Annotated in this window: 22 protein-coding genes; 15 read left to right on the forward strand and 7 right to left on the reverse strand. The window is 44.9% G+C overall.

What is annotated here, in order from left to right:
* The first annotated feature begins 1 nt into the window (after position 1).
* From AAE250_RS14430 to AAE250_RS14460, 7 genes are all read left to right on the forward strand, one after another.
* Positions 2-289, forward strand: a complete 288-nt coding sequence (locus tag AAE250_RS14430) for a TraL conjugative transposon family protein (RefSeq protein ID WP_342289108.1) — start codon at positions 2-4, stop codon at positions 287-289.
* Positions 270-1,670 carry a conjugative transposon protein TraM gene (gene traM / locus AAE250_RS14435; RefSeq protein ID WP_342289109.1) on the forward strand — a complete coding sequence of 467 codons (1,401 nt, stop codon included), beginning with the start codon at positions 270-272 and terminating at the stop codon, positions 1,668-1,670. Before AAE250_RS14430 ends, traM begins: the two co-directional genes overlap by 20 nt.
* Positions 1,671-1,696: 26 nt before the next feature.
* Positions 1,697-2,650, forward strand: a complete 954-nt coding sequence (gene traN / locus AAE250_RS14440) for a conjugative transposon protein TraN (protein WP_342289110.1) — start codon at positions 1,697-1,699, stop codon at positions 2,648-2,650.
* Between the two features lie 2 nt (positions 2,651-2,652).
* Positions 2,653-3,240 (forward strand): conjugal transfer protein TraO, encoded by a 588-nt coding sequence (locus AAE250_RS14445; protein WP_342289111.1) that lies wholly within the window; start codon positions 2,653-2,655, stop codon positions 3,238-3,240.
* 7 nt (positions 3,241-3,247) lie between these two features.
* Positions 3,248-4,132 carry a DNA cytosine methyltransferase gene (locus AAE250_RS14450; RefSeq protein ID WP_342289112.1) on the forward strand — a complete coding sequence of 295 codons (885 nt, stop codon included), beginning with the start codon at positions 3,248-3,250 and terminating at the stop codon, positions 4,130-4,132.
* A 12-nt stretch (positions 4,133-4,144) separates the two neighbouring features.
* Positions 4,145-4,597 (forward strand): DUF3872 domain-containing protein, encoded by a 453-nt coding sequence (locus tag AAE250_RS14455; RefSeq protein ID WP_122127224.1) that lies wholly within the window; start codon positions 4,145-4,147, stop codon positions 4,595-4,597.
* 162 nt (positions 4,598-4,759) lie between these two features.
* Entirely contained in the window at positions 4,760-5,203 is a 444-nt protein-coding gene (locus tag AAE250_RS14460; RefSeq protein ID WP_342289113.1) for a PH domain-containing protein, read from the forward strand.
* A gap of 305 nt (positions 5,204-5,508) precedes the next feature.
* Here the strand turns inward: AAE250_RS14460 and AAE250_RS14465 are convergent, their stop codons facing one another.
* Genes AAE250_RS14465 through AAE250_RS14480 form a run of 4 tightly spaced genes read right to left on the reverse strand, consistent with a single transcriptional unit; the run spans position 5,509 to position 8,389 of the window.
* A complete protein-coding gene (locus tag AAE250_RS14465; RefSeq protein WP_342289114.1) occupies positions 5,509-5,835 on the reverse strand; it encodes a molybdenum ABC transporter ATP-binding protein in 327 nt (108 codons plus the stop codon).
* Positions 5,836-5,887: 52 nt separating this feature from the next.
* Entirely contained in the window at positions 5,888-7,897 is a 2,010-nt protein-coding gene (locus AAE250_RS14470; protein WP_342289115.1) for a ParB/RepB/Spo0J family partition protein, read from the reverse strand.
* A gap of 35 nt (positions 7,898-7,932) precedes the next feature.
* Positions 7,933-8,142: a hypothetical protein gene (locus AAE250_RS14475; RefSeq protein WP_342289116.1), complete on the reverse strand. Its 210-nt coding sequence runs from the start codon at positions 8,140-8,142 to the stop codon at positions 7,933-7,935.
* A gap of 10 nt (positions 8,143-8,152) precedes the next feature.
* Positions 8,153-8,389: a hypothetical protein gene (locus tag AAE250_RS14480; RefSeq protein WP_342289117.1), complete on the reverse strand. Its 237-nt coding sequence runs from the start codon at positions 8,387-8,389 to the stop codon at positions 8,153-8,155.
* Positions 8,390-8,967: 578 nt separating this feature from the next.
* On the opposite strand from AAE250_RS14480, the gene AAE250_RS14485 reads away from it, so the two are divergent.
* The 7 genes from AAE250_RS14485 (at position 8,968) to AAE250_RS14515 (ending at position 15,653) form a co-directional block, all read left to right on the forward strand.
* A complete protein-coding gene (locus AAE250_RS14485; RefSeq protein WP_342289118.1) occupies positions 8,968-9,246 on the forward strand; it encodes a helix-turn-helix domain-containing protein in 279 nt (92 codons plus the stop codon).
* A gap of 3 nt (positions 9,247-9,249) precedes the next feature.
* The gene (locus tag AAE250_RS14490) at positions 9,250-9,567 is read left to right on the forward strand and encodes a helix-turn-helix domain-containing protein (RefSeq protein ID WP_342289119.1); all 318 of its coding nucleotides are present in this window, start codon (positions 9,250-9,252) and stop codon (positions 9,565-9,567) included.
* Positions 9,568-9,804: 237 nt separating this feature from the next.
* A complete protein-coding gene (locus AAE250_RS14495; RefSeq protein ID WP_342289120.1) occupies positions 9,805-11,163 on the forward strand; it encodes an AAA family ATPase in 1,359 nt (452 codons plus the stop codon).
* A 295-nt stretch (positions 11,164-11,458) separates the two neighbouring features.
* Positions 11,459-12,472: a CBASS cGAMP-activated phospholipase gene (locus AAE250_RS14500; protein ID WP_342289121.1), complete on the forward strand. Its 1,014-nt coding sequence runs from the start codon at positions 11,459-11,461 to the stop codon at positions 12,470-12,472.
* A gap of 4 nt (positions 12,473-12,476) precedes the next feature.
* On the forward strand, positions 12,477-13,463 hold the full coding sequence (locus tag AAE250_RS14505) for a cyclic GMP-AMP synthase DncV-like nucleotidyltransferase (RefSeq protein ID WP_342289122.1): 987 nt from the start codon (positions 12,477-12,479) through the stop codon (positions 13,461-13,463).
* A gap of 55 nt (positions 13,464-13,518) precedes the next feature.
* Entirely contained in the window at positions 13,519-15,201 is a 1,683-nt protein-coding gene (locus AAE250_RS14510) for an E2/UBC family protein (RefSeq protein ID WP_342289123.1), read from the forward strand.
* A complete protein-coding gene (locus AAE250_RS14515) occupies positions 15,198-15,653 on the forward strand; it encodes a Mov34/MPN/PAD-1 family protein (RefSeq protein ID WP_342289124.1) in 456 nt (151 codons plus the stop codon). The genes AAE250_RS14510 and AAE250_RS14515 overlap by 4 nt, the downstream gene beginning before the upstream one ends.
* 228 nt (positions 15,654-15,881) lie before the next feature.
* Here AAE250_RS14515 and AAE250_RS14520 read toward each other — a convergent pair whose 3' ends face one another.
* Positions 15,882-17,108, reverse strand: a complete 1,227-nt coding sequence (locus AAE250_RS14520) for a site-specific integrase (RefSeq protein ID WP_342289125.1) — start codon at positions 17,106-17,108, stop codon at positions 15,882-15,884.
* 547 nt (positions 17,109-17,655) lie between these two features.
* Between AAE250_RS14520 and AAE250_RS14525 the strand changes: the two genes are divergently transcribed.
* Complete coding sequence (locus AAE250_RS14525; protein ID WP_294601652.1) at positions 17,656-19,221, forward strand: glycoside hydrolase family 43 protein; 1,566 nt, start codon at positions 17,656-17,658, stop codon at positions 19,219-19,221.
* Positions 19,222-19,645: 424 nt separating this feature from the next.
* On the opposite strand, the gene AAE250_RS14530 is transcribed toward AAE250_RS14525, so the two are convergent.
* A complete protein-coding gene (locus AAE250_RS14530; protein ID WP_294601654.1) occupies positions 19,646-21,685 on the reverse strand; it encodes a hypothetical protein in 2,040 nt (679 codons plus the stop codon).
* 35 nt (positions 21,686-21,720) lie between these two features.
* Positions 21,721-23,397, reverse strand: coding sequence for a RagB/SusD family nutrient uptake outer membrane protein (locus AAE250_RS14535; RefSeq protein ID WP_294601656.1), 1,677 nt, complete (start codon positions 23,395-23,397; stop codon positions 21,721-21,723).
* Positions 23,398-23,417 lie beyond the last annotated feature (20 nt).

The raw sequence follows: 23,417 nt of genomic DNA on the forward strand, positions 1-23,417 counted from the left end.
GATGGCAAAGAACTTCTTTCGTAATATCGGCGGGGATATAGAGTCTTTCCTACGCCGTTTGTGCGGGGAGATCACCCCCGATAAACGCCTGGTCGTAACCGTTACCATGCTGCTGTTTCTCAGCGGCCTCTCTATCTACATGACCGTTTCCTCGATTTACAATTTCGGTAAGGAGAAAGGCCGCAGGCTCGAAATCGGGCGCATTGAGAGCCTTAAACTCCGACCGGACGTAAAGAAGGACAGTATTAACTATCTAAATGAGTTTGAATATGGACGAACAGATGAATAACCCGGTGCGGCAGGAGCCCGGAGCTCACGCGCCCGAAGTGAAACCGGAGGCCGGGAAAGTGTCTCCGAAGTCGACTTCCCCCAAAAAGGAACTGACTCCCGCGCAGTTGCAGAGACGCCGTAAGATGGTGGTCCTGCCGCTATTCTTCCTTGTTTTCTGCGGGGCCATATGGCTGATTTTCGCCCCTTCGGGCAGTGAAAAGGCAGATACCGCCAGGCAAAGCGGCCTGAACGTGGAACTGCCTACCCCCACCGACGAGGGTATCTATTCCGACAAGCGTACGGCTTACGAGCAGGAAGCCCGGCGTGAGCGGGAACAGGCGAAAGTGCGGAGCCTTTCGGATTTTTCCACGATGCTCGGGCAGGACGAAGAACAAGCGGGGAAAGTCCCGGAGCCTGCCGGGTACGGCGGTGATTCCGGACGATCCCGGAGCGGTACGTCCCCCGCGGGTAACGGCAACGCGATCCGAACCTCCGCGGTGGCTTATCAGGATATAAACCGGCAATTAGGATCATGGTACGACCGGCCCGCGACCGAACAGGACGAGCAGGCGCAGCTTGCCGTCGAATGGCGGGTGCAGGAACTGGAACGCCGCCTGGGAGAGGCCGAGGCGAAAAAGGCCGAGGAGGACGAACAGACCGCGCTGCTGGAAAAATCGTACCAACTGGCGGCCCGGTATATGCCCGGCGGCGTGCAGCCCGCCCCGGTGGAAGAAACGGCGACCACCCCGCCGGCTGCTTCCGAGAATAGCGGTCAAAAGGTGAATGTCCAGCCCGTTAGCCGGGTGCGTAAAAGCGAGGTATCGCTGCTTTCCGCACCGACGGGCGACCGGGAGTTTATCGACTCCTGGAACCGTCCCCGTAACATGGGCTTTATTACCGCTGCCGGAAATGAGGGCGTGCGGGATAAAAACAGCATCCGGGCGTGTGTTTACCAAACGGCCACCCTGGTATCGGGCAGCGAACTGAAAATGCGTCTGTTGGAACCGATGCAGGCGGGTAATTTCCGTATTCCGGCGAATACGGTCATAACCGGGTCTTGCCGTATCAGCGGGGAACGCATGGACGTCTCGGTAAGCTCCATACAATACGGTGATAACATTATCCCGGTGGAACTGCTGGTATATGAAACGGACGGCCAACGTGGGATATTCGTCCCGAACTCGGACGAGATCAACGCCACCAAGGAGATTGCCGCGCAAATGGCGCAGTCCGCCGGGACAAGCATCACGATCACGGACGAGGCCGGGTCACAGTTCGCCGCCGACATGGGTAAAAGCCTTATCCAGGGCGTATCGCAGTATGTGAGCAAGAAGCTGGGGGTGGTCAAGGTGACGGTAAAAGCGAACCACGGCCTGCTTTTACTCCCGAAAATGCAATAGGAATATGAATAATAAAAAATCAAGCAATGAAAAAAATCTTTTTGATACTCGCCCTTGTAGCGGGTGTAACTGCCGCGAACGCGCAGGAAGTCGAAACGACCGAAACACAGCCGGTCGCTACCAGCCTCTCGACGGGCGACTATTTTCAGGGCTATACACGCCCGCTGACCTTTAACCGGATGATCCCGCCTTACGCGCTGGAGGTGACGTTCAACAAGACCGTACACCTTATTTTCCCGTCGGCAATCCGCTACGTGGATTTAGGCAGCGCGGATCTCCTGGCGGCGAAAGCGGACGGGACGGAAAACGTGCTGCGGGTCAAAGCCGCCCTGCGGGATTTCTCGCGTGAGAGCAACCTGTCAGTCATTACGGAGGACGGGGCCTATTATACGTTCAACGTCAAATACGCGGACGAGCCGGTAAAACTCTCTATCGAGATGACGGACTTCTTACACGACGGGGAGGCGGTAAACAGGCCGAATAACGCCCTTGCCATCTATATGCGGGAATTGGGGCAGGAATCCCCGTTGCTGGTAAAACTTATCATGCAGTCCATATACAAGAATAACGACCGGGAAATAAAGCATATCGGCAGCAAGCGGTTCGGAATCCAGCATACCTTAAAGGGGATTTATACGCATAACGGGTTGCTCTATTTCCACCTGCAACTGAAAAACTCGTCCAACGTGCCTTTCAATGTTGATTATATCACATTCAAAATCGTAGACCGGAAAATCGCCAAGCGCACGGCTATCCAGGAGCGGGTTATATGGCCGCTACGGGCGTATAATAACCTGACGGTGATAGGCGGCCGCCGTACCGGTCGGACGGTATTCGCACTGGAGAAATTCACGATCCCGGACGATAAGATGCTGGTCGTGGAACTGAACGAGCAGAACGGGGGGCGGCATCAACGTTTCGAGGTGGATAACGCCGATTTGGTGCGGGCGAAGGTCATTAACGAACTCAAGGTGAAATAAGTATGAAACGGATAACGATTCTTTTATCGCTCGCGTTGTGCCTGGTCTTTGCTGACCGGGCGCACGCGCAGCGTCAGCTTCCCGGTATGCGGGGCATCCAGCTTACGGGCGGCATGACGGACGGTATTTATTCGTCCGCGTTGGACAATGAGGCCGGGTATTACTTCGGTGTGGCTATGGCTACCTACGCGAAAAGAGGGAATAAATGGGTATTCGGGGCGGAGTTCATGGAGCGATACAATCTGTACCGGGCGGCGATCCGCATCCCGGTTTCCCAGTTTACCGCGGAAGGCGGCTATTACCTTAAAATCGTCTCCGACCCTTCCAAGACGTTCCTGCTTTCCCTGGGCGTGTCGGGACTGGCCGGATATGAGACGGTAAATTGGGGCGAAAAATCCTTGTATGACGGCTCTACGTTACGGGACGAGGACGGCTTTATCGGTGGCGGGGGCATGACTTTGGAAATGGAAACTTATCTGACCGATAAAATCGTATTGCTGCTGACCGGGCGTGAAAGGGTGTTGTGGGGTAACTCCACCGGACACTTCCATTCGCAGTTCGGGGTGGGCATAAAGTTTATAATCAATTAGTTTCAGCATGGTATTGTTAGAATTATTTTCAGGTATCGGCGGGTTTAGTCTCGGACTGGAAAAAGCCGGTTTTCATTTTGACAAACTCTATTTTTCCGAGATTGACAGACACGCTATCGCGAATTTTAAATATAATTATCCTTATGCAGAATATATCGGAAAGGTCGAAACGGTTATTGAAACCGGAATCGAGCGACCAGACATTATCACTTTCGGCTCTCCTTGCCAGGATTTCAGTGTTGCGGGAATCGGAAAAGGACTTGGAGGGGACAGAAGTTCTCTTATCAGCTACGCTATCGAAGTTATTAGGTATTTCAGGCCTGACGTATTTATCTGGGAGAACGTTAAAGGAGTGCTGTTCACAAGACATCGCACGGATCTCTTTACAATCCTCAAAGCGTTTACCGACGTTGGGGGTTATCACATCGAATGGCAACTGCTTAATACGGCATGGTTTCTACCCCAAAATAGGGAGAGAATCTACCTTGTCGGACGTATGTCAGAAAAATGTGCCGGACATATATTTCCTGTCGGAAGCGAGGATACGCAAGGTAGTGGAGCTTCACAAGAACCGGTACCCTCCCATATCGGAACGATAACCAAAAGCTACGGGCGTGCCTCGAATATCGTCCCCTATATACAGGTTATACCTCCGGGTGGTCATTACAAACCACTTATGACCGCCATAGATTATAATTCATTGAGGATGGTAACCGAGATTGAGGGTGAAAGGTTGCAGGGCTTTCCTGACGATTATACCCGTTACGGGGATTACGATGGAGAAATCCGTGAGATAAGCCGTAGTATAAGATACGGGCTTCTTGGAAACGCGGTGAGTGTTCCGGTTGTGGAACAAGTGGGAACAAATATTAAATTAACTACTAATTTATAGGAATGTAAGACGATGAAAAAGATAAGTATTCAAAGAATTTTGGCGGTATGTGTCGGCTTGGGCGTGATTATCCTCCTGCTGGTAGCCTGCGATACCGACCTGGACGTACAGCAGGTGTATGGTTTCCGGTTGGAAACGATGCCCGTGCAAAAGAAGATCATAGACGGTGAAACGGCGGAAATCCGTTGTACGTTGTGGCGGGAGGGCGATTATGACCGGACGCGGTACTATATCCGTTATTTCCAGCCGGACGGCAAAGGCGAGCTTCGCCTGGATGACGGTACGGTGTTTGCCCCGAACGACCTTTACCCGCTCGATAGAATGGTGTTCCGGTTGTATTATACCTCGCATTGTACCGATCAGCAAACGATAGATATATATGTGCAGGATAATAACGGGCAGGTCGTTTCTGTTTCCTTTTCCTTTCAGAATGAAGGCGGCGGCGATGAAGAAAAAGAGAGATAGCACAGAATCAGTGAAAAGAGAAAGCCCGGAGTTGCCGGGCTTTTTTCTTGGGCGAAGGGAATTTTATTCCCCGGTCAAAAAAGGTTATGTAAAGGTAAAAAAGTGTCAGGTACTATATAAGGGCGAATCGCTAACTTGCCGCCATAATCAATCTATAAGGATATGGACTACTTAAAACAGAACTTGCAACCGGGGGAAGAAATCAAATATGTGGCAAAGCTGCATCCAGCCCTGTTCTTTCAGCCCGCATTACTCTTTTTGCCGGGCTGGTGGTTGTGCACTATGGAAATAAAAGTGCTTCATTACGGAGGGATATTCCTGCTGTTTATGGGGGTGGTGTCGCTTGTCCAACGTATCATGGTAAAGGCGGGCTCCGTGTACGCCGTCACGAACAAGCGTGTAATCCTTAAAACCGGGGTAATCAGTCGCCGGGCACTCGATCTGGTACTGGCAAAATGCGAGGGACTGCAGATTAAACAATCCGTCTTGGGGAGGATATTGAATTACGGTACGATAACCGTAACTACCGGAGGGGCGACAAGCAGCTATCCCTACCTGTCCGATCCCGTAGGTTTCAAGCGGGAGATTAATACGCAGATAGGATAAATCTAAAAAATAAATCTGGCTCGAACGGCCGGATTTATCCAATATGTAAGGGATGTAAAGCCCATATCCCGTATCTTCCGGCTTTTTGTTACTTTTTCCTCCGCTTGTATCTTCGTTACCGGCTCATGGAAAAAGTAATCTCCCCGGAGGGGGTAACTGTTCCTGTCAATCCCGGAGAAGGAACGGCACACCCGGCTTTTTGCTTCTTTTTCTCCGCATAAAGCCTCGTTCATTGCTCATGGAAAAAGAAGCGGGTGCAAATTTCTCCGCACCCGTTCCTCCCCTATGATATGATACTATATATGCTAAATTTGTATGATACGTTCCACACGCCCGTATAACATGGCCCGTAAACTCGTTTTATCAATCGCTCTATACTCTATATATCTGCCGTATTGCTTAACCAAATAGGTTTTCAATACGTCCGAGAAATCGAAGCGGTAACCTCTCAAAGGTATTGCGCTTTTGAAATAAGGGTTGTTGTTCACCTGTGCGGTTATCCAGTTCTTTTCTTCCCGGCTTATTCTCTCCCCGGCGTTTAACCTCTCCCGAAGTTCGTAAACTTTTGACTGCTTCAAGGTTTCGAGGGGTGAAACATCCCACCGGGTAAACTTTATGGCTATTGCGTTCATCCACTTGCTTATTTTTGGGGCGGGATTTCTCCCGTCCCGGTTAATACTTGGTTTAAACTGCTTGCGGTATCGCTTCCGGCCTGCCTGTGGCGGTGGCGGGTTTGGGCTGGGTTTCCGGAACGGAAACAATCAACGCCTTACCCGAAGCGGGGGGCATTTGTACCTGTTCTTTCGCTTTTGTATCGGTCTTTATGGAGCTTGTAACCTCTACCGCCCCGGTTTTCGGGGTGGTTGTCGGCTGTTTCTGCACCTTATTCCCTGCTTTGACGGCCACGGCTTCCGCTCCGGCCGTTTTCGGGGCTTTCTGCTTTTCCGCTTTCCCTTTGGCCTCGCTTTTGGCTTTCTTTTCCGATTTTTTCAGTCCGGCTATACGTTCGTCCAGTCGGGCGTTCTTCTTGCCGTAATCTTCTTTTTGTGCGTTCACGACAGCCTCTGTTTTTTCGGGTAGGTGTTGACGGGCAAAGGCCAGTAAGATACCTCCTTTGGCATTGGCTACCGTGGTCGTGTGTTCGGTGAGGTGGCTATACAGATAATCACGGCGTATCACTGTTTTTTGTTCCTCTGTCAGTGCTTGGGCGATTTCCAGTTTCTTCTCGTCCGTCAAAGCGTAATAGTCATTCTCTTCCAATCCTACCGCCGGATAATGGCTACGGCGTAGCTTGGATAGCATAAAGAAATACATCGCCGTTTCCTCGTCTGCGGTAAATGCGGACACCGGGAGGCTTTCAGTCCGTAAAAGCTCTTTCAATCCCTCGGCGGTTTTTTCGCCTTGTATTTCAACGTTCCGTTTTTTCTTGGCGGTTAGTTCGGTTATTAATTGCTCGTTGCTCTTGGTGTCTTTGGTTGCCACTTCCTTGTAATGCAGGGTAACGGCATCCCTTGTGATGTTGGCATATACCCGGATTTTTCCCTGCTCTTTAAGTTCCTGAAGTTTTTTAACCCTTTTGTCGTACTGCTTCATATCCTTGTCGTGCCTTGCCTGTGCCTTCTCGAAGTCCTCCGGTTTCTTGTAGTCGGTGGCTTGGGGTGCGGCCGGGGCTTTCGGATAGCTGACAAGGTTGTAAGTCTGAACGTTCTTAAATTCGTACCCGGCTTTTTGAATGATTTGTTTCGCCTCGCTTGCGCTGCCGTATGAGTCGTTTATGAATGTCAGTTTCGGGTCTTTGAGTGCCTCGGCCTTGGCTTGGTCCACCAGGAACGCCGTTTGTTTGTCGGAGAGGCATTTTTTATTCGTACACCTTCCGCATCCGCTTCCCTCTGCGAAAAGGTCAAAATTGGAGGTGTTGAAAGCGCATTTCATGCAAGCTGCCTTGTCGAAAAGATAATTTTCAAGTTTGTTGGTATAGCAAGTATGTATCTTGCCCTCCAACACACCCGCAGAGATACAGCACCAGTCTCCCGTACCGTCCTTTCCTAAACGGTCGTTCAGTATTTCCGCCTGTATTTTCTTGTCGTACTTGCTTATGACGATACCTGCGGAAGCGGAGAGTTTGCGTTCCCTTACGAGCCGGGCTATGCCCGGTATGAGGTCGCAAAGTTTCAGCATTTGATAAATATGTTTTTCGCTCTTGCCGTAGATTATGGCGAGGCTTGCCACGTCGCACCCTTTTTCCAGTTGGTATTTATATTCCTCGGCGGCTTCCATTGGGGGCACGTCCACCCGTTGCACGTTCTCCGTTACGGACAGTTGCCGTGCCTGTTCGTCCGTTGCCTCCCGGATGATGCACGGGATTTCTTTCATGTTGAGCAAACGGCACGCACGGAAACGCCGTTCTCCGCAAATGATTTCGTAACGCATACGCTCGCCCTCGCCTTTCGCACGTACCGTAACGGGCTGTATCAGTCCATGTACGGAAATACTTTGCGAGAGTTCCCGGAGAGCTTCGGGGTCGAACGTCTTACGGGCGTTGTAGTCACTCGGCTCTATCTTGTCAGAGGGGAGGGGCACGGCTTTCCTTGCGCCGTCTGCGGGTTTGCTTGCCACTACTGCGGTTAATAACTCGTTGTTGCTGTTCTCTTTTACTGTTACGGCTATGCCGTTGTTGTTCTTGCTCGTTGTCATAACATTAATTTTTTAAGTGATTATTAGTTGATTATTTACTTGCTTTCCTCTTTTGCACAGACCGGGCACACTACAAGGATTTCCAGTATTTCCCTGTCCTGTCTGTCGCTCACTTCATACCCGCACCGAACGCCGTTACATCGGCATTTTTGGGGGACATACTCTACCCGGAAATAGTTTTCGGGGTACATTTGTTGTGCGTAATCCCTTACCGCATCCACTGAATTAAAATACTTTGTTTCCATACCGTTAATTTTAGAAGATTAAACCAAAGGCCAGGGCGACTATGACAGCCAGTGCGAGCAGGGAGACAAGGCACGAAAGCAGGGTTTTAACGACCGCAAGGGCTATTTGAATACCTACCGCCACCGCCACGAAAGACCAGCCCCAAAGGGCAAATCCCGTAACCATGAGAGCTATTCTCAAAACCAACCCAATGCTGATTGGAAGGTTGGAGGATCGAGTTTCTTTATTTTTTTCTGTCTGTTTCATAATTTCTGACCTTTTTTTTTAACCGCAATGCTGCTCGGAGCCGGTTAGGAGTGTTCGAGTTTCGGGGGCAGTAAACCGCCTTGTATAGGCATCACAGCAAGGTTTGCACAAACAAAAGCCGCCTGCGCCGGGGGTACGGACGCGGAGCGTTCGATAAGAGGAGCGGGTGGCTTTCGCGCGAAATACGCTCGCCCGGATAAGGGAATGGAGGGAAAGAGGAAGATTTTTTGTGCAACCAGCGGAACAAACCTTCAAAGTGCAGCCACCTTGCGAGGCCGGGCACGGCGGTAAATTCGCGCCTGAAATCGAAACAATCTGATAGGCAACGAACAGTTACCGCTTAAAACGGGGAAGAAATTAGGATTGAAACAGTCGAAAAAAATCCCTACGCCACCATTTAGTCCTCTTAGTGGTGTCGCAAATAACGGCTGAATATAGATAAGTGACACAGCCCGACAATCAAAGGGCTGTGCCACTCGCAGCCACAAGCGACCAGCGACCGTTAAACCGATACAAGCTGAATATTAATGCTTTATATTTGTCCTCCCCGTGATAATTACGAATAAAAAAAGAATGATATGGAAATAGTAAGCATTGAGAAGAATACTTTTGAGCAGATGTTAAACCGCTTCGAGCAGTTTACGAAGAAAGTCGATACGCTTTGCGATCAAGGCGAGGAAAAGGAAATGAGACAATGGCTGGACAGCCAGGATGTTTGTATGATACTGAATATAGGGAAAAGGAAGTTGCAGTATTTAAGGAACTCCCGCAAGATACCTTATTCGATGATTAACGGCAAGATATTCTATAAGCCGGAAGATGTGAGAAGATTAATAACGGATGTTGTAGGAGGTTAAGCGATGGAAAGATTAAATGCGGAGGGACTGAATACCCTCCTTACGAGGACAGCCCCTCAAATAGCGGCCTTTTTTGATTCCATAGACCGGATGCTTGACAGGATCGAGAAACTCTCGAAGAAGGGCCGTCCGCCCCTTAACGGGGAGAGATATTTAACCGATCGGGAGTTATCCGAACGGTTGAAGATAAGCAGGCGGGCCTTGCAGGATTACCGGAGCGAAGGGAAAATACCCTATTATCAGATAGGGACCAAGGTCTTGTATAAGGAATCCGATATAGAGAAAATGCTGAAAGACAATTACCGGAAGGTATTTAAGTGAATGAAAAAGGCTATCTGAACTCCAACAGATAGCCTTTTCATTATTCCGACACCCGCGACTCCCGAAATCAATAAGTTTCGGTCAAACTTATTTTGCTTTGAACCATTTTCATGTCGGAACATATGTTCTGAAATAGAAATTTGAATAGATGGCGTTTTTTTTGCAAAAAAAGACGAAATTTCTTTTTATTTTCAAGTATATGTCGTATGTTTGCAAAAAAAATGATATTTACGACAAATGATATTAAGAGCAAAATTTGAAAATATACTATCTTTTAACTCTGAAACGGAAATTAATTTCATAGCAGGAAAAGGCACATCTCTTTCGGAACACGTTTATCGAGCTGAAAAAAGAGACGATATATCGGTTTTACGATCATCTATTATTTATGGTGCTAATGCATCTGGTAAGTCTAATACTATCCGTTGCATAAGTATTCTGAAAGAAATTGCATTAGGTGGATTTCCTAAAAATAGTTGGAATGTGTTCAAACTTGCCACTGACAAAAAGATAGACTCTAAGCTGGAAATAGAAATAAAGGTTAATTCGTCATATTATTCTTACGGTATAGTCTTTAGTATCAAGGGAATCAAGAATGAATTTTTACATCAAATTAATAGTCGGACGAAGAAAAGAATATTTGAGCGAAAATGTGAAACAGATACAGTGGATTATTTTTTCGGGGATATTGAAGGAGATGATGAGGCTAGACAGTTTGTTAGGTTTTTATCTAATGGAACTCCATTGGATAGAAGTTTTCTTTCCGAATATTGTAAAAGAAATGGGAAAGGAATAGTCGCTATTGATGATGTTTACAGTTGGTTCGATAATGATTTGAAGATTATCTTTCCTGAAACTCGTTTTCAAGGTTTATCTTTTCGGTTAGAAAAGGATGATGAATTTTCCGAAGCAACAAAAGAACTATTACGTTTCTTTAATACTGGGATATCAGATATTAAAAGAGTTTTAACATGTAAGGAAGAAACAGATTTGCCCAAAGAACTAATATCACAAATTTTATCAGAAGCTAAGCCTGATGAGAACTGCTGCGTAGCTTCTTCGGACCAACAGTCTGTGTATTTCTTTGAAACAGATAAAGAGGGGCAAACAAAGATATATAAGCAAAAAACGGTTCATAAGAATAGTCAAAATGAAGATGTCATTTTTGATATGGATGAAGAATCTGATGGATCTATTCGTTTGTTAGATTTTATTCCTATGCTTATTGACTTGCGTTTTAATTCAGCCGTTTATCTTATAGATGAAATTGATCGTAGTATGCATCCGATGATGTCTCAAAAGATGTTGGAATACTATTTTTCGCAATTGTCTAAAGATAAAAACACTCAATTGATTTGTACTACCCATGAGTCTCATTTGCTGGATACTAATTTTATTCGCACAGATGAGGTTTGGTTTGTAGAAAAAGATAAGGATGGGTCTACTAAATTAACGTTATTGGCTGAATTTAAACCTCGCGAAGATATTCGTAAGAGTTACTTACAGGGACGTTATGGTGCAATACCATTCTTTGCTGATGTTAAGACATTAAATTGGGAAAATGGAAATAAAAAAATAGATGAGCATATGATGTAGTGAAGGGGTTAGCGACTAGAAATATAAAGAAAAAGAGAGCATGCTTTTGGAAGGGGCCGCTCTCTATTTCGAAAGTATGTCCTTTGGCTGGGGACAAGCCATATAAAAAATAGTCGAATTTTATATGGTCTTTTATTTGCGGCAAAGATAGAAGAAAAATGGCAAAGTACCATTCTTCTTAGATTTTTTAAACAAAAACAGCCTTGGTACTACAATGATTCATGAGAATGAGTTATTGTTTATTTAATAATTTCATAGAACCATCGAATAAGGTCGATGTAAAATATGTATAGTTATGGATGAAAAATCCAAGGTTTTTAAGGTGCTATCTCTTGACGGAGGAGGAATAAAAGGGTTATTTGGAGCGACTATTTTGGCTGATGTTGAAAAAAGAAAGCAAGCGTACATTTCAGATATGTTTGATTTAGTTTGTGGTACATCAACCGGAGGGATTCTTGCCTTAGCCATTGCTATGAAAATTCCAATGGCAGAAGTGTGTGACTTTTATCGAGAACATGGTCCTGATATTTTTAGTGAGAGAGAAAAAAAGCACTTCTTAAAGAGATATCTTTATAGAATAAAGCATCTACCTTCATATCGTATGCTCTGTAAACCTAAGTATGAGAGTAATATACTAAGAAATGCTTTGGTTTCCGTATTTGGAAACAGAAAAATAGGAGAAAGTAATAATTTACTGTGTATTCCTTCTTTTAATATCACACAGTGGACACCTTGTGTTTTCAAATATGATCATACCCCTCTATTAACTCGAGATAATAATAAGACATGTGTGGAGGTAGCTATGGCAACAACTGCGGCTCCTACTTATTTTAATACAGTTAATATAGGTCCTGATCAGCATATTGATGGAGGGTTATGGGCTAACAATCCAACATTGTGTGGTATTCTTGAGGCGTATGAATATTTTGTTGGAGAGGGTAAAGCATATCAGAAATTATCCGTTTTATCTATTGGATGCCTATCCTCTCCTAAGGGAGAAAATGCAGATGCAAATTCTGTTCGAGGGTTTTTAAATTGGGGTGCAAAGTTATTTGACGCATATTCTGATGGACAAAGTTTTTTTACCGATCTTTTTATACGAAAGCTATCTCCTCATTGGAATATCAACTATCAAAGAATAGACCACGTTAAACAATCAAAGGATCATATTGATTGCCTGGATATGGACAATGCATCATATAGTTCATTGAAACTACTTGAGTCTTGCGGACAGAATGTCGCAAATAATATAAAAATGGACTCGGAAATTGAGGCTTTTTTTGAAACAAATAAAACTTTAAAGATTTAAATACATGGCAAATAATCAAGAGCAATTTAATGCATTTCATGATACCATAAATGCAACCAAAAATAGACGAACGACACTGAAGAAGAATCGTGATGCGTTACGTGATCGTATAAGAAAATACTTCAAAGAAAATCATTCTGATTATATTCAGCCTAATTTTCACTGGCAGGGATCGTATGCTATGCATACGATTCTTGCTCCTATCAAAGACGAGGAGGGGTTGGGTGCTTACGATCTTGACGATGGCGTATACTTTGTTGGAGAATCGCAAGATGAACGTAAGGACTTAGATTGGTATCATAAAGAAGTACTAAAAGCGGTAGAAAAACATACAACAAAAGGTGCCGAGGACAATGCTCCTTGTGTAACAGTTCTCTATGCTGACGGACATCATATAGACTTACCTATTTACTTCATGGTAGATGGAGATGACCATCCTCAATTAGCACATCGTAAAGACCCTTGGATGTATTCAGATCCTCGTGAGTTAATAGACTGGTTTAGTAAAGAATGTGGCAAAAAGACAATGTTACGTCGGCTAGTACGCTACTTCAAGGCTTGGTGTGAAAATATTAACAATGAAAAAGATTTTAAGATGCCAACCGGCTGCATTATGACAATGCTTGCTGCTGAATACTATAAGAATAATGCCGATTTACGTGAAGATATTGCAATGCGTGATATTCTAACAGCAATGCATAATGCTTTGAGTAAAGATGACGGATTCCATTGTTGGCGACCGACATATCCTTATGAAGATTTGTTTGAGCATTACAAAAAAACTCGTAAAGAGAAGTTTCTTGCAGAACTCAAATCTTTTAAGGATGATGCAACTCGAGCAATTGAATGTAAGAATCCCCATGATGCTTGTATGAAATGGCAAAAGCATTTTGGCGATAGATTCTCTTGTAGTACGGCAAAGGATGAGGATGAAGATGCACAGGCAAAATCATTTTCAGGAGCCTTAAACACCAATAGTCGCTTTGCATAATCTAACAGACATATTGATCTCATGCTTTGAACAACTCTATAGAATAGAGAATGTAATGCGTGTAGAGGAAATCCCTGATGTTCGTACGGATTATTATGCCGAACAATGGAAAGTTATAACTGAAGTAGACATAAATGATAAGACTAAGGAAATAGAGCTCTATTTTGGATTTAAAAAGTCATTTCCTTACACGTTCCCCGATGTATACTTTCCAAGTAAGGTTTTTGGATATTTGCCCCACATAGAGAGTGTGGGGGGAAAGTTATGCTTAATGGCTGACGGAACCAATTATCCGATAGATAATCCTTACGAAATCATACGACATTGCTTGAGACGGGCAAAAATTTTAATTGAGCAGGGTATCAAAGGAGAGAATATAGACGACTTCAATGCGGAAATAAATAGCTATTGGGTGCGGGTATATAATGGAGAACCTGATACTTTTGACTATTGGTTAATGTGTGGGGACTTTCCTATTGAAACTTGTACTCTAAAAGTTTTACTTTATGACCAAAGGCTTTTAGGAACAAAAAAATCCAAGACTATAACGAGAGCTTTGCTGCTTCCACAGAATGATGAAGAGACAGCTATTGAACGCTATTTAAAATGCCATAACAAGGTGGAAGAAACTGAGGCATTATTTATAAAGAGTGTCTGTGTGCCACAGAAGACGCCATACTGTCTAACATTGCAAGAGCTTTTGAAATATACTTCATCAACAGAAGATCGTAAGAACATTAAGCGTTATATCAATACTCACCATGGTGGGATTATAGTCTTTCAGCTATCTGAAACTACAATAGGTGGTATTTATATAGATAGAGTGAATACAAAAAAGAATGGATTTCGCTGTAATAAACTTACAGCATGTGATGTGTTATTGCGTTTTGAAAAAAAGAAACAACTATTGGAACGACAATATGGCAAACTATATTCTTCTCATCGCATTGCTATGCGAACGGCAGGAATGGAGATGACGAAACAAAGATTTGTGATAGCTGGTTTGGGTAGTATCGGATCAAATCTAACATATTTTCTCAGTGGATGGAATAATACAGATTTTACATTAATAGACATAGAAAGTCTTCAAGCTGAGAATATTGGGCGTCACTTATTGGGCTTTCATTATCTCTATCAAAATAAGGTAGATGCAGTAGCTGATTATCTATATTCTATCCGCCCGGAAAGAATTGTTCAGACATACAATGCTGTGTTTCAGGATGTTGTCATAGATAATAACGAAGAATTGAATTCACATACAGCTCTCTTTCTTTGCACAGGCGATGTAATGACGGAAAAATTTGTCGTAGATGCCCTGTGTGAGGGGTATATTAAACGACCAACATTTATCCTTTGGCTTGAACCTTTTGGTATTGCTGGACATCTGGTATACATCAATCCTGAACAAATGCCTAAAAACCTTACACTTTACAACGATGAGAAATGTATGCTTTACAAATATAACCTACTTGCGGCAACAGAATATATTACTCATGCCGATCGTTTCACAAAAAAGGATGCAGGGTGTAACGGGGAATACTCACTTTATTCAGGTAATGATGTTACTCTTTTGTTATCAGCTTTTTATCCGCATATCAATCAACTTATACAACAACCCCAAAAATCAAAGTGTTACAGATGGGTAGGAAACATAAATATCGCGATAGAAAAAAAACTCAAATTGACAGTCGAGGTAAAATCTGTCAAATTCGGGGAAGTTCAAGAATTTCCCCTGTGAGTATAACTGATTATACAGTTGAAGTGGTGATTGAAATTGTGGAAGTATTGCAGTCAATGTGTCAGATATCGGGTAATGAGAATGGTGGCATATTGTTAGGGTCGGAAATAAGTGAAAAACATTATCGTATTAATCAAGTATCGGAACCTTGTATGCTAATAGATCGCTCTTCTAAATGTGGTTGTATTAGAGATGCTAATAAAGCAAACGAGATAATCAAACGCGAATTTGAATCCTCAAATCATAAAAGGATATATTTTGGAGAATGGCACACTCATCCAGAAGATAATCCTACGCCATCTGCGGTGGATATATCCTCTATTTGTGATGTATTTTACAAGTCAAGAATAGTTATTGATGGGGTTTTTCTTGCTATCGTTGGGCGTAAGTCGATTTACTGGGGATTTCACGATGGTACGCAAATGTTTAAGATTGAACCAATAGTGGTGTAAAGATGATTGTTAGGCCGAAAAAACTTTCTTGAAACAAGTCACTAATAGCATGTAGCTAATAGTCCGACTATCTTATTAATTGTGAGGAGTATGAGATGGATAAAGGATACATAGTACTTGAGAAAATGCTGAAAGACAATTACCGGAAGGTATTTAAGTGAATGAAAAAGGCTATCTGAACTCCAACAGATAGCCTTTTCATTATTCCGACACCCGCAACCCCCGAAATCAATAAGTTTCGGTTAAACTTATTTTGCTTTGAACCATTTTCATGTCGGAACAGATGTTATGGTTGAGTACCCTCGCGTAATGTTCCGTCATTCGGGTGCTTGAATGGCCGAGCATCCGGGCTACGTTTGTTAGGGCTACACCGTTGGCCAGCGTAACGGTCGTGGCAAACGTATGGCGGGCGGTGTGCGTGGTTATGTCCTTGTCAATGCCGCAGAAATCGGCTATTTCTTTTAAGTACGAGTTCATTTTTTGATTGCACATGACCGGTAACAGAATATCTTTCGACTTGCAGATTTTATGGTTTTCATACCGGCGAATAATCTCCAACGGTACATTGAGCAAGGGAATATCGCACATATTTTCCGTTTTCTCTCTGGTCTTACGAATCCAGTAAGTCCCTTCGTTATCCATTACGATATGTTCCTTTTTCAAGGTGCTTACGTCCACGAAAGCTAACCCGGTGAAACAACAGAACACGAACACGTCCCGGACGATGGCTATTCGGGGCAAGGTAAACTCTTTCTGCATGATAATCTCTAGTTCCTCTTTGGTAAGGAAAACGGGGTGGGTTTTAGGCTGTCTGAATTTTATCCCCACAAACGGGTCATTTTTCAGTAACCCCACTCTTATGGCCAAGGTGCAGACTTTCTTAACCACTTTCATATACCGGACAAGCGTATTGAGGCTTATTCCCTTATCAACCGTCAGATAAAGTTCGTATTTGCGGACAAGCTGGGAGGTAAACTCGGAAAATGTAATATCGGATTTTCCGCACTCTTTTTCTATCACGGCTTGCAGCGACTTGTAACAGTTGTCGTACCTGTTGACCGTGGAATAGGCGTAATCCAAACCGATGCGTAACCGACAGTCCTCGTTATGTTCTTTGAAGAATTGCAGGACTGTTTTCGTCGTTTCTCTATTAAAGAGTTTTTTCAAGAGCAGTTCCGGGGTGAATAGCTCGTCCTGTAATACCATATTCCGATGTATTTCATACAGTCGGGTATGCAGGCTTCGGATATATTCGTTCAGCTCGTTGGCTTCCCGGCTCTTTCCCCGGCACATCCCTAACTTGGCGTCCCAAATTTCTTCCTTTACACTGCGGTTGATGCGGATGTCGCTCCAAACCCCGTCAATCGTAACTCGGAGTAATACTGGGCATTCTCCGTTTCTCAATTTCCTGGTCTTGATAATGTAGACCAAAACATTCATCATTTCTTGTTTCATAATACCTCTTTTTTTAAGTTTCAAAATTAAGGAAATGAAACCAGTTTGTCGATATGCAAAATGCAGCAGTTCAGCACATTAGATACCATTTCGTTTGCTTTTTTTGCGCCGAAAAAAAAGCATATGAATGAACAAAGAGAAATGTTCTATAAACTGCCGTTTTTTGCGCTTTTAAGGGGGGTGTCCTTAAAAAGCAAATCCCCGAAATACACTGTATTTCAGGGATTTGCTGTGTTTTGCTACTCTTGTTAAGTGGTGCCATCAGCACCAGATAAATCTTGAATTGTTTCATGGTAGTTTTCATAATGTCTTTATGTATTAAAATTTAAGGGTTAAATCAGCGATAGCAAAAGTAGCGCAAAATAGGGAAATAATCCCGACAACATGTTACGTCGAACGGTATCATTTGTTGCCAAAGAGGGATAAAAGGTTATCATTTAGTGATATCAGCACATTCTCTATTGCCAGGTCCGGAAGAATCGCTTATTTTTGTGTGTATAACATTTGCCTTGAGCATCTAATAAACTATTAAAAATACAATGTAATTATGAGGAAGATGATGTTACTCTTGGGACTGGCGCTCAGCTTGTCCTGTTTTTCACAAAGCCGTCAAGGCTATCAGAACCCGGTTATTCCCGGTTTCCACCCCGATCCGAGTGTTTGCCGTGTAGGCGATGACTTCTACCTGGTAAACAGCAGTTTCCAATATTTCCCCGGTGTGCCGCTGTTCCATAGCAAAGACCTTGTCAACTGGGAACAAATCGGGCATTGCCTGTCGCGTCCCTCACAACTGCCACTGCACGATGCAAGCGCCTGGGGAGGTATCTATGCACCTACCATCCGCTACAATGACGGTACGTTCTACATGATTACCACCAACGTTTCGGATAAAGGCAACTTCCTGGTGCATACCACCGACCCGCGCGGCGAATGGTCGGAACCTGTTTGGATTAAGCAAGGAGGCATTGACCCGTCCCTCTACTTTGAAGACGGTAAGTGTTACCTCGTCAGCAATCCGGACGTAGGCATCTATCTATGCGAAATCAACCCGAAAACCGGTGAACAGCTCAGTGAATCCAAGCGCATCTGGAACGGTACGGGAGGACGCCACCCGGAAGGACCGCATATCTACAAGAAGGATGGCTGGTACTATCTGCTGATTTCCGAAGGCGGCACCGAATACGGTCACAAGGTAACGATTGCCCGCAGCCAAACCATAGACGGCCCATACGAAAGCAATCCCTCCAACCCCATCTTGACCCACATCAACAAGAATGCACAGAACAGCCCGATACAGGGAACCGGTCATGCCGACTTGGTAGAAGCTCCCGACGGTTCGTGGTGGATGGTTTGCCTCGCTTTCCGTCCGCAAACCGGTACGCACCATCTACTGGGACGCGAAACATTCCTTGCTCCGGTACGTTGGGACAAGAACGCTTGGCCGGTAGTGAACGGAAACGGAACCATAGCCTTGCAAATGGATGTGCCGACACTGCCGCAGCAGCCTTTCACAGAAAAGCCCGTACGCACCACTTTCAAAGATGGGAAATTAAGTCCGGAATGGGTACACATCAGAAACTATCACCCCGAAAACTACACCTTCGCTTCCGGCAAGCTCCGCCTGAATGCCACTCCCGTAAGCTTGAATGACGGCAAAGACAGTCCTACCTTCGTCGGTCGCCGGCAAGAACACATCGACTTCACAGCCACCGCCTCCATGCAACTCCGCGAAGCCTCAGCAGAAGACGAAGCCGGTCTGAGTGTTTATATGTTCGAGCCCGCCCACTACGACCTCTTCGTCAAGCAGTTGGCCGATGGGCAACAAGCCGTAGTACTGCGTTACCAACTTGGTGAGCTGACTCACACCGAAAAAGAAGTAGCGTTGCCCCGAGGCAAAGTCCAGCTTCGCGTAAAAGGTAACAGCGAAATCTACTCTTTTGAGTATGCCACAGATGGAAAGAACTTCAAGGAATTGGGTCGGATAAATACGCGCTACATCAGTACGGAAACTGCCGGCGGCTTTACCGGCATCATGCTGGGGCTGTATGCAGTTTCCACATCCGATGCATCAAAAGCGTATGCTGACTTTGAGTATTTCGACTATCTGAAGTAGTCGGGAAGGGCTTAGTTTCAATGTGTAAAGCTACCGCCTTTCTCCGCCTCCACACCTGTGTTGATTCAATTCCACACAAAGGTTTATGAACGGCTAACGTCCGTGAAGCGATTCGTTTACAGCCATGATGCAATCAGCTCATGACCGTTAACGAATCGCTTCACGGCCGTTAGCATACTATCAATTCACTATGTTTATCGTAAGAAACACCTATCCCGTCCATACAAAACACAAGGCTAAGAGCTACCAAAGACCCGTCTTGCATGCATCATACACAAACATATCAACTGCTCTTACCACAAGGATTACGTAACTAAAAAAGGTGGAAGCAAAATTTGCTTCCACCTTTTTTAGTTGCTTCCACCACAGTTACAACACCGATGAATAAAGGAATACAAGAGATCGGTGGTAGAGTGGAAGCAAATTACTCAACTACTAACAAATGGAACACCTTACGCTGACTTGCCAAATCTTTCAACGATGCTGCGCCATTGCCATTGTCCATACCCAGCCAAAGCCCGGTTACATTACCATTGGCATCCAGATCCCAATCGTATATTTCAAGGAAGCCACCGCCTTGTGGCACGCCGTCTGCAACGGGCGTTACAGTGCCATCATCATTTGTCTTCTCTTTATTGAATTGAAGCTCAAAGTTCAACCAACCGCCTTCATTACCGGTTAATTCGAAGAACATATCAATGCTTTCGGGGAATTGAATCAAAGGCATTCCATACCAATCATCAGCAGACAGATAAGAGTATGTGGTTGAAGTACTTTCACCTTTGTTGTTTACAAATGCCAAAGAACCGTCATTCTTAAAAGTCAGTCTGAATTTATCCACATTAGCTATATTGGAGTCAGAATAAGTCCATCCGGTCCAATCGGGTAAAGTAGAAGACACATAGTTCTCTTTCTTCCCATCAGTTATATTGTCATAAGCATGATTGACAGCCCAGGTACATATAACGTATTCATAGTCCAATCTGTAAGTACGGGAGTTACCACCAGTCAGTCTTTCTTTAATAATTTTATCTTGATCTACCGGAGCACTGCCACCGGCACCTACTTCAAAATGATAAGCAGTATATTCGTCCTTTTCTGTAGAACGGCAACCAAGCCACATGTCTGTTACATTGCCCATCACATCTGTTTTAGTCTTGATGATTCGCAGTTTATTGTCAGCAGAGGTAGTCAGGAACATATTCGAATCCCAGCCGTAGTTAGTATGGCTAATCAATGCATTCAACGGCTGGTCGAAGATAATATCATTGTTAGCGTCGATGGTATAAGTTCCTTCGATGTCCTCGTTCTGGTAGGAAGAGAAGGTGTATTTGCCTCCGGCTGCATCCGTAGCAGTGAATACAAACCGGGTAGCCGAAATCATATCGGCATCGTAAGCCGCCCAACCATTGTTGTAATCTTCTGCTTTGGAGAAATTGTTCAGCAATGCACCGTCCAGAGAAGCCCAGTCGAAAGGTGATTGCAGAGACAAAGCCCATGTCTTGGATTTGCTGGTCGTGAGCATTTCATTGGCATCACCATCAATATCGGGAACGGGATCCGGCTTGTCGGCAGGAACATAGTTGTCCGCCCAGTCTTTTGAAACAAAATTCCACACAAGCCACCAAGGATCTTCACCCGATACTTCTTTGCCGCCACGCATAACACCTACCTGCATGTGGTTTTCATCCAAAGCAACTAAAGTCAAGCCTGACGACCAATTCAATGTTTTAGAATCCCAGCCTTGTGTATGCATGATTTTGCAATCAGTAAAAGTAATGGTATGGTTGTCTACGTCTAACATAAAGGTTCCGGATTCATCTTTTACTGCTACCGTTTCACCGTCTGTATAAGTATTATGAATCGTAACATTGGCACCGCCATTCAGGTCGAAAGTCATATAGCTATCCCATATATTGTTATCTCCGGTATGACCTTTTCCCGGTGACCATCCGGAAGCAGGAATGCCCCAGCCCAAAGGTTGTGAAGGATCGGAGTAGTCCATCTCACCGCCTGCATAGCCATAATTACCATCATCATAAACCCAGGTCTTGGAGTTTCCGACACCACCGGTCAATAATGTCCAAAGTTCATCATTCACAAAATCAGCACAGAAATCATCTACCGTAAACGTGGCCGGTTCACCATAAACCACACCACCACGGGTTTCTACACCGAACTTCACAGTATATGTTCCTTCAAAAGGCATTTTTAAAGTCACTTTACTTTCCTGGCTGCGTCCCTGCGGGTGTTCCCACAGAGGGGTATAGTTACTGCCCAGTTTACTTTCCAGATAGACAATGTTCGGATTGGTTGCATCATGGGTTATCGTATATGCCAGTCCCTCGACAAGGTCATCCGGCGTCAAGTTCTTTGCGCCCAATTCAAATTCTTCGGGTGAACAAGCCGTGACTATCAGCATCAGGCTTGCAATGAATGAATATATATAATATTTCAATTTCATATTCTTAGATTATTTATTTGTTATACATCCAATGATTACCAACCGGCATTCTGCTTCAACACACCATTAGAAAGCGTAATCTGATTGTACGGAATCTGACTGAGCCCTTTCGTTTCCTGAATACGCGAAGCACTGATAGTTACTACATCTGCATTGCCGCCACTATAAACGGTTGTTCCGGCAATAGCCAACTTACTTGCAGCCACATCTATGCCCTGACGGAGCATATCCCAATAGTTGATGCTCTCGAAAGCAAATTCCAGACGGCGTTCTTGCATAATATTATCCTGCGTTGCTGTCAGTTGTGAGTAGTTGGCAGAAAGTACGCCATCCACAGTATAGGCACGTTCGCGCACTTCATCGAAATAAGCCTGAGCATTCGGGCTTCCCAACTCGGCGGCCATCAGCAGTACATCGGCATAGCGAATGAACACATAGTCCTGATGATTGGCAGTCTGGAAGTCGCCCGAACCATCGGCTTTTGAAGCAGAAGTACCATCGGCATAGCAGAGCGGAGCGTATTTCTTCACGGCATAGCCGGTGTACTCGCGCTGGTCTTTATAGCTGGCAGCGTAATCCTTCAGAGAAGTGATACCTTCAGCCTCCAAGTCGATAATAGAGGCAGTGCGACGGGCATCACCATTCTTGAACTCACTTACAAATTTAGGATCTACCGTCAGTGCGCCCCAACCCTTACCATAAGGTGCAGCATTGAGCGAGCGCATGCCTAACATGACCTGCCAACGGTTACCGTCGTTGTTGCCATTATAATCCTGTGAGCTGGTGAACTTCATAGCAAGAATCGTCTCGCTGTTTCCATCGCCGGCATAAGTACCTTTCAAGGTCTCGGTATCACCTACTTCGGCTACACCTGCCGAAGCTGCGGGCCACAAGTTCTTGAACTCGCCGACAAGACTAAACTCTTTGGAAGCAATCACATCTTCTACGGCAGCCAGTGCTTCGGCTTTCGTCACGCCTTCGGGCTCACTGCCATAGTAACCTGTATAATAAAGATATGCACGAGCCAACAGAGCTTCGGCAGCATACTTGGTGATGTGTCCATCATTGCTTGCCGAGTTTGCTTTAGGATAAGCATCTGCAGGAATATTCTCGATAGCATACTTCAAATCGGCAAAGATAACTGCATAGACTTCCTTTGCATCGACCTGCGGGCGGTTTTCGTTAACCGGCTCTGTGAACAGAGGGATATTACCCCAAAGACGAACCATATCAAAATAGAGCAGCGCACGGATAGTGCGGCATTCGCCCATATAGGTGCCACGCTTACTGTTTGTTTCTTTCCATTCTATCTGTTCCTCGCGGGAAATCAATTCATTGCAACGGTAAACACCTGCATAATAGTTTTTCCAATCACTCTCGTAGAGGTTAAGGTCGGCAGGCGACTGGGAGATATCGAAGCGGTCGATGGCCTGATAGTTGCGTCCGTCGCCATTACCGGTTCCGGCAAAGCATTCTCTGCTCATAATCTCGGCACCCAAGTAGAAACTTACCTGCGGAGCAGATGAAGTTTGCCGCCATCCATCGTAACAGCCGATCAAAGCACGATAAGCATCATTTTCTGTTTTATAGAAAGTACCCGTTGAAGATTCGGTTTTAGATTCTACATCCAGGAAACTGTCGGTGCAGGAAGTGATTCCCAGTCCCAGGCAGAGACAGCCTGCTATCAATATATTGTATTTCATTTTATTCATATTCTTGTGTATTAGTTAAG

Origin of the sequence: Bacteroides sp. GD17 (assembly GCF_038448625.1) — a bacterium.
Taxonomy (GTDB): domain Bacteria; phylum Bacteroidota; class Bacteroidia; order Bacteroidales; family Bacteroidaceae; genus Bacteroides.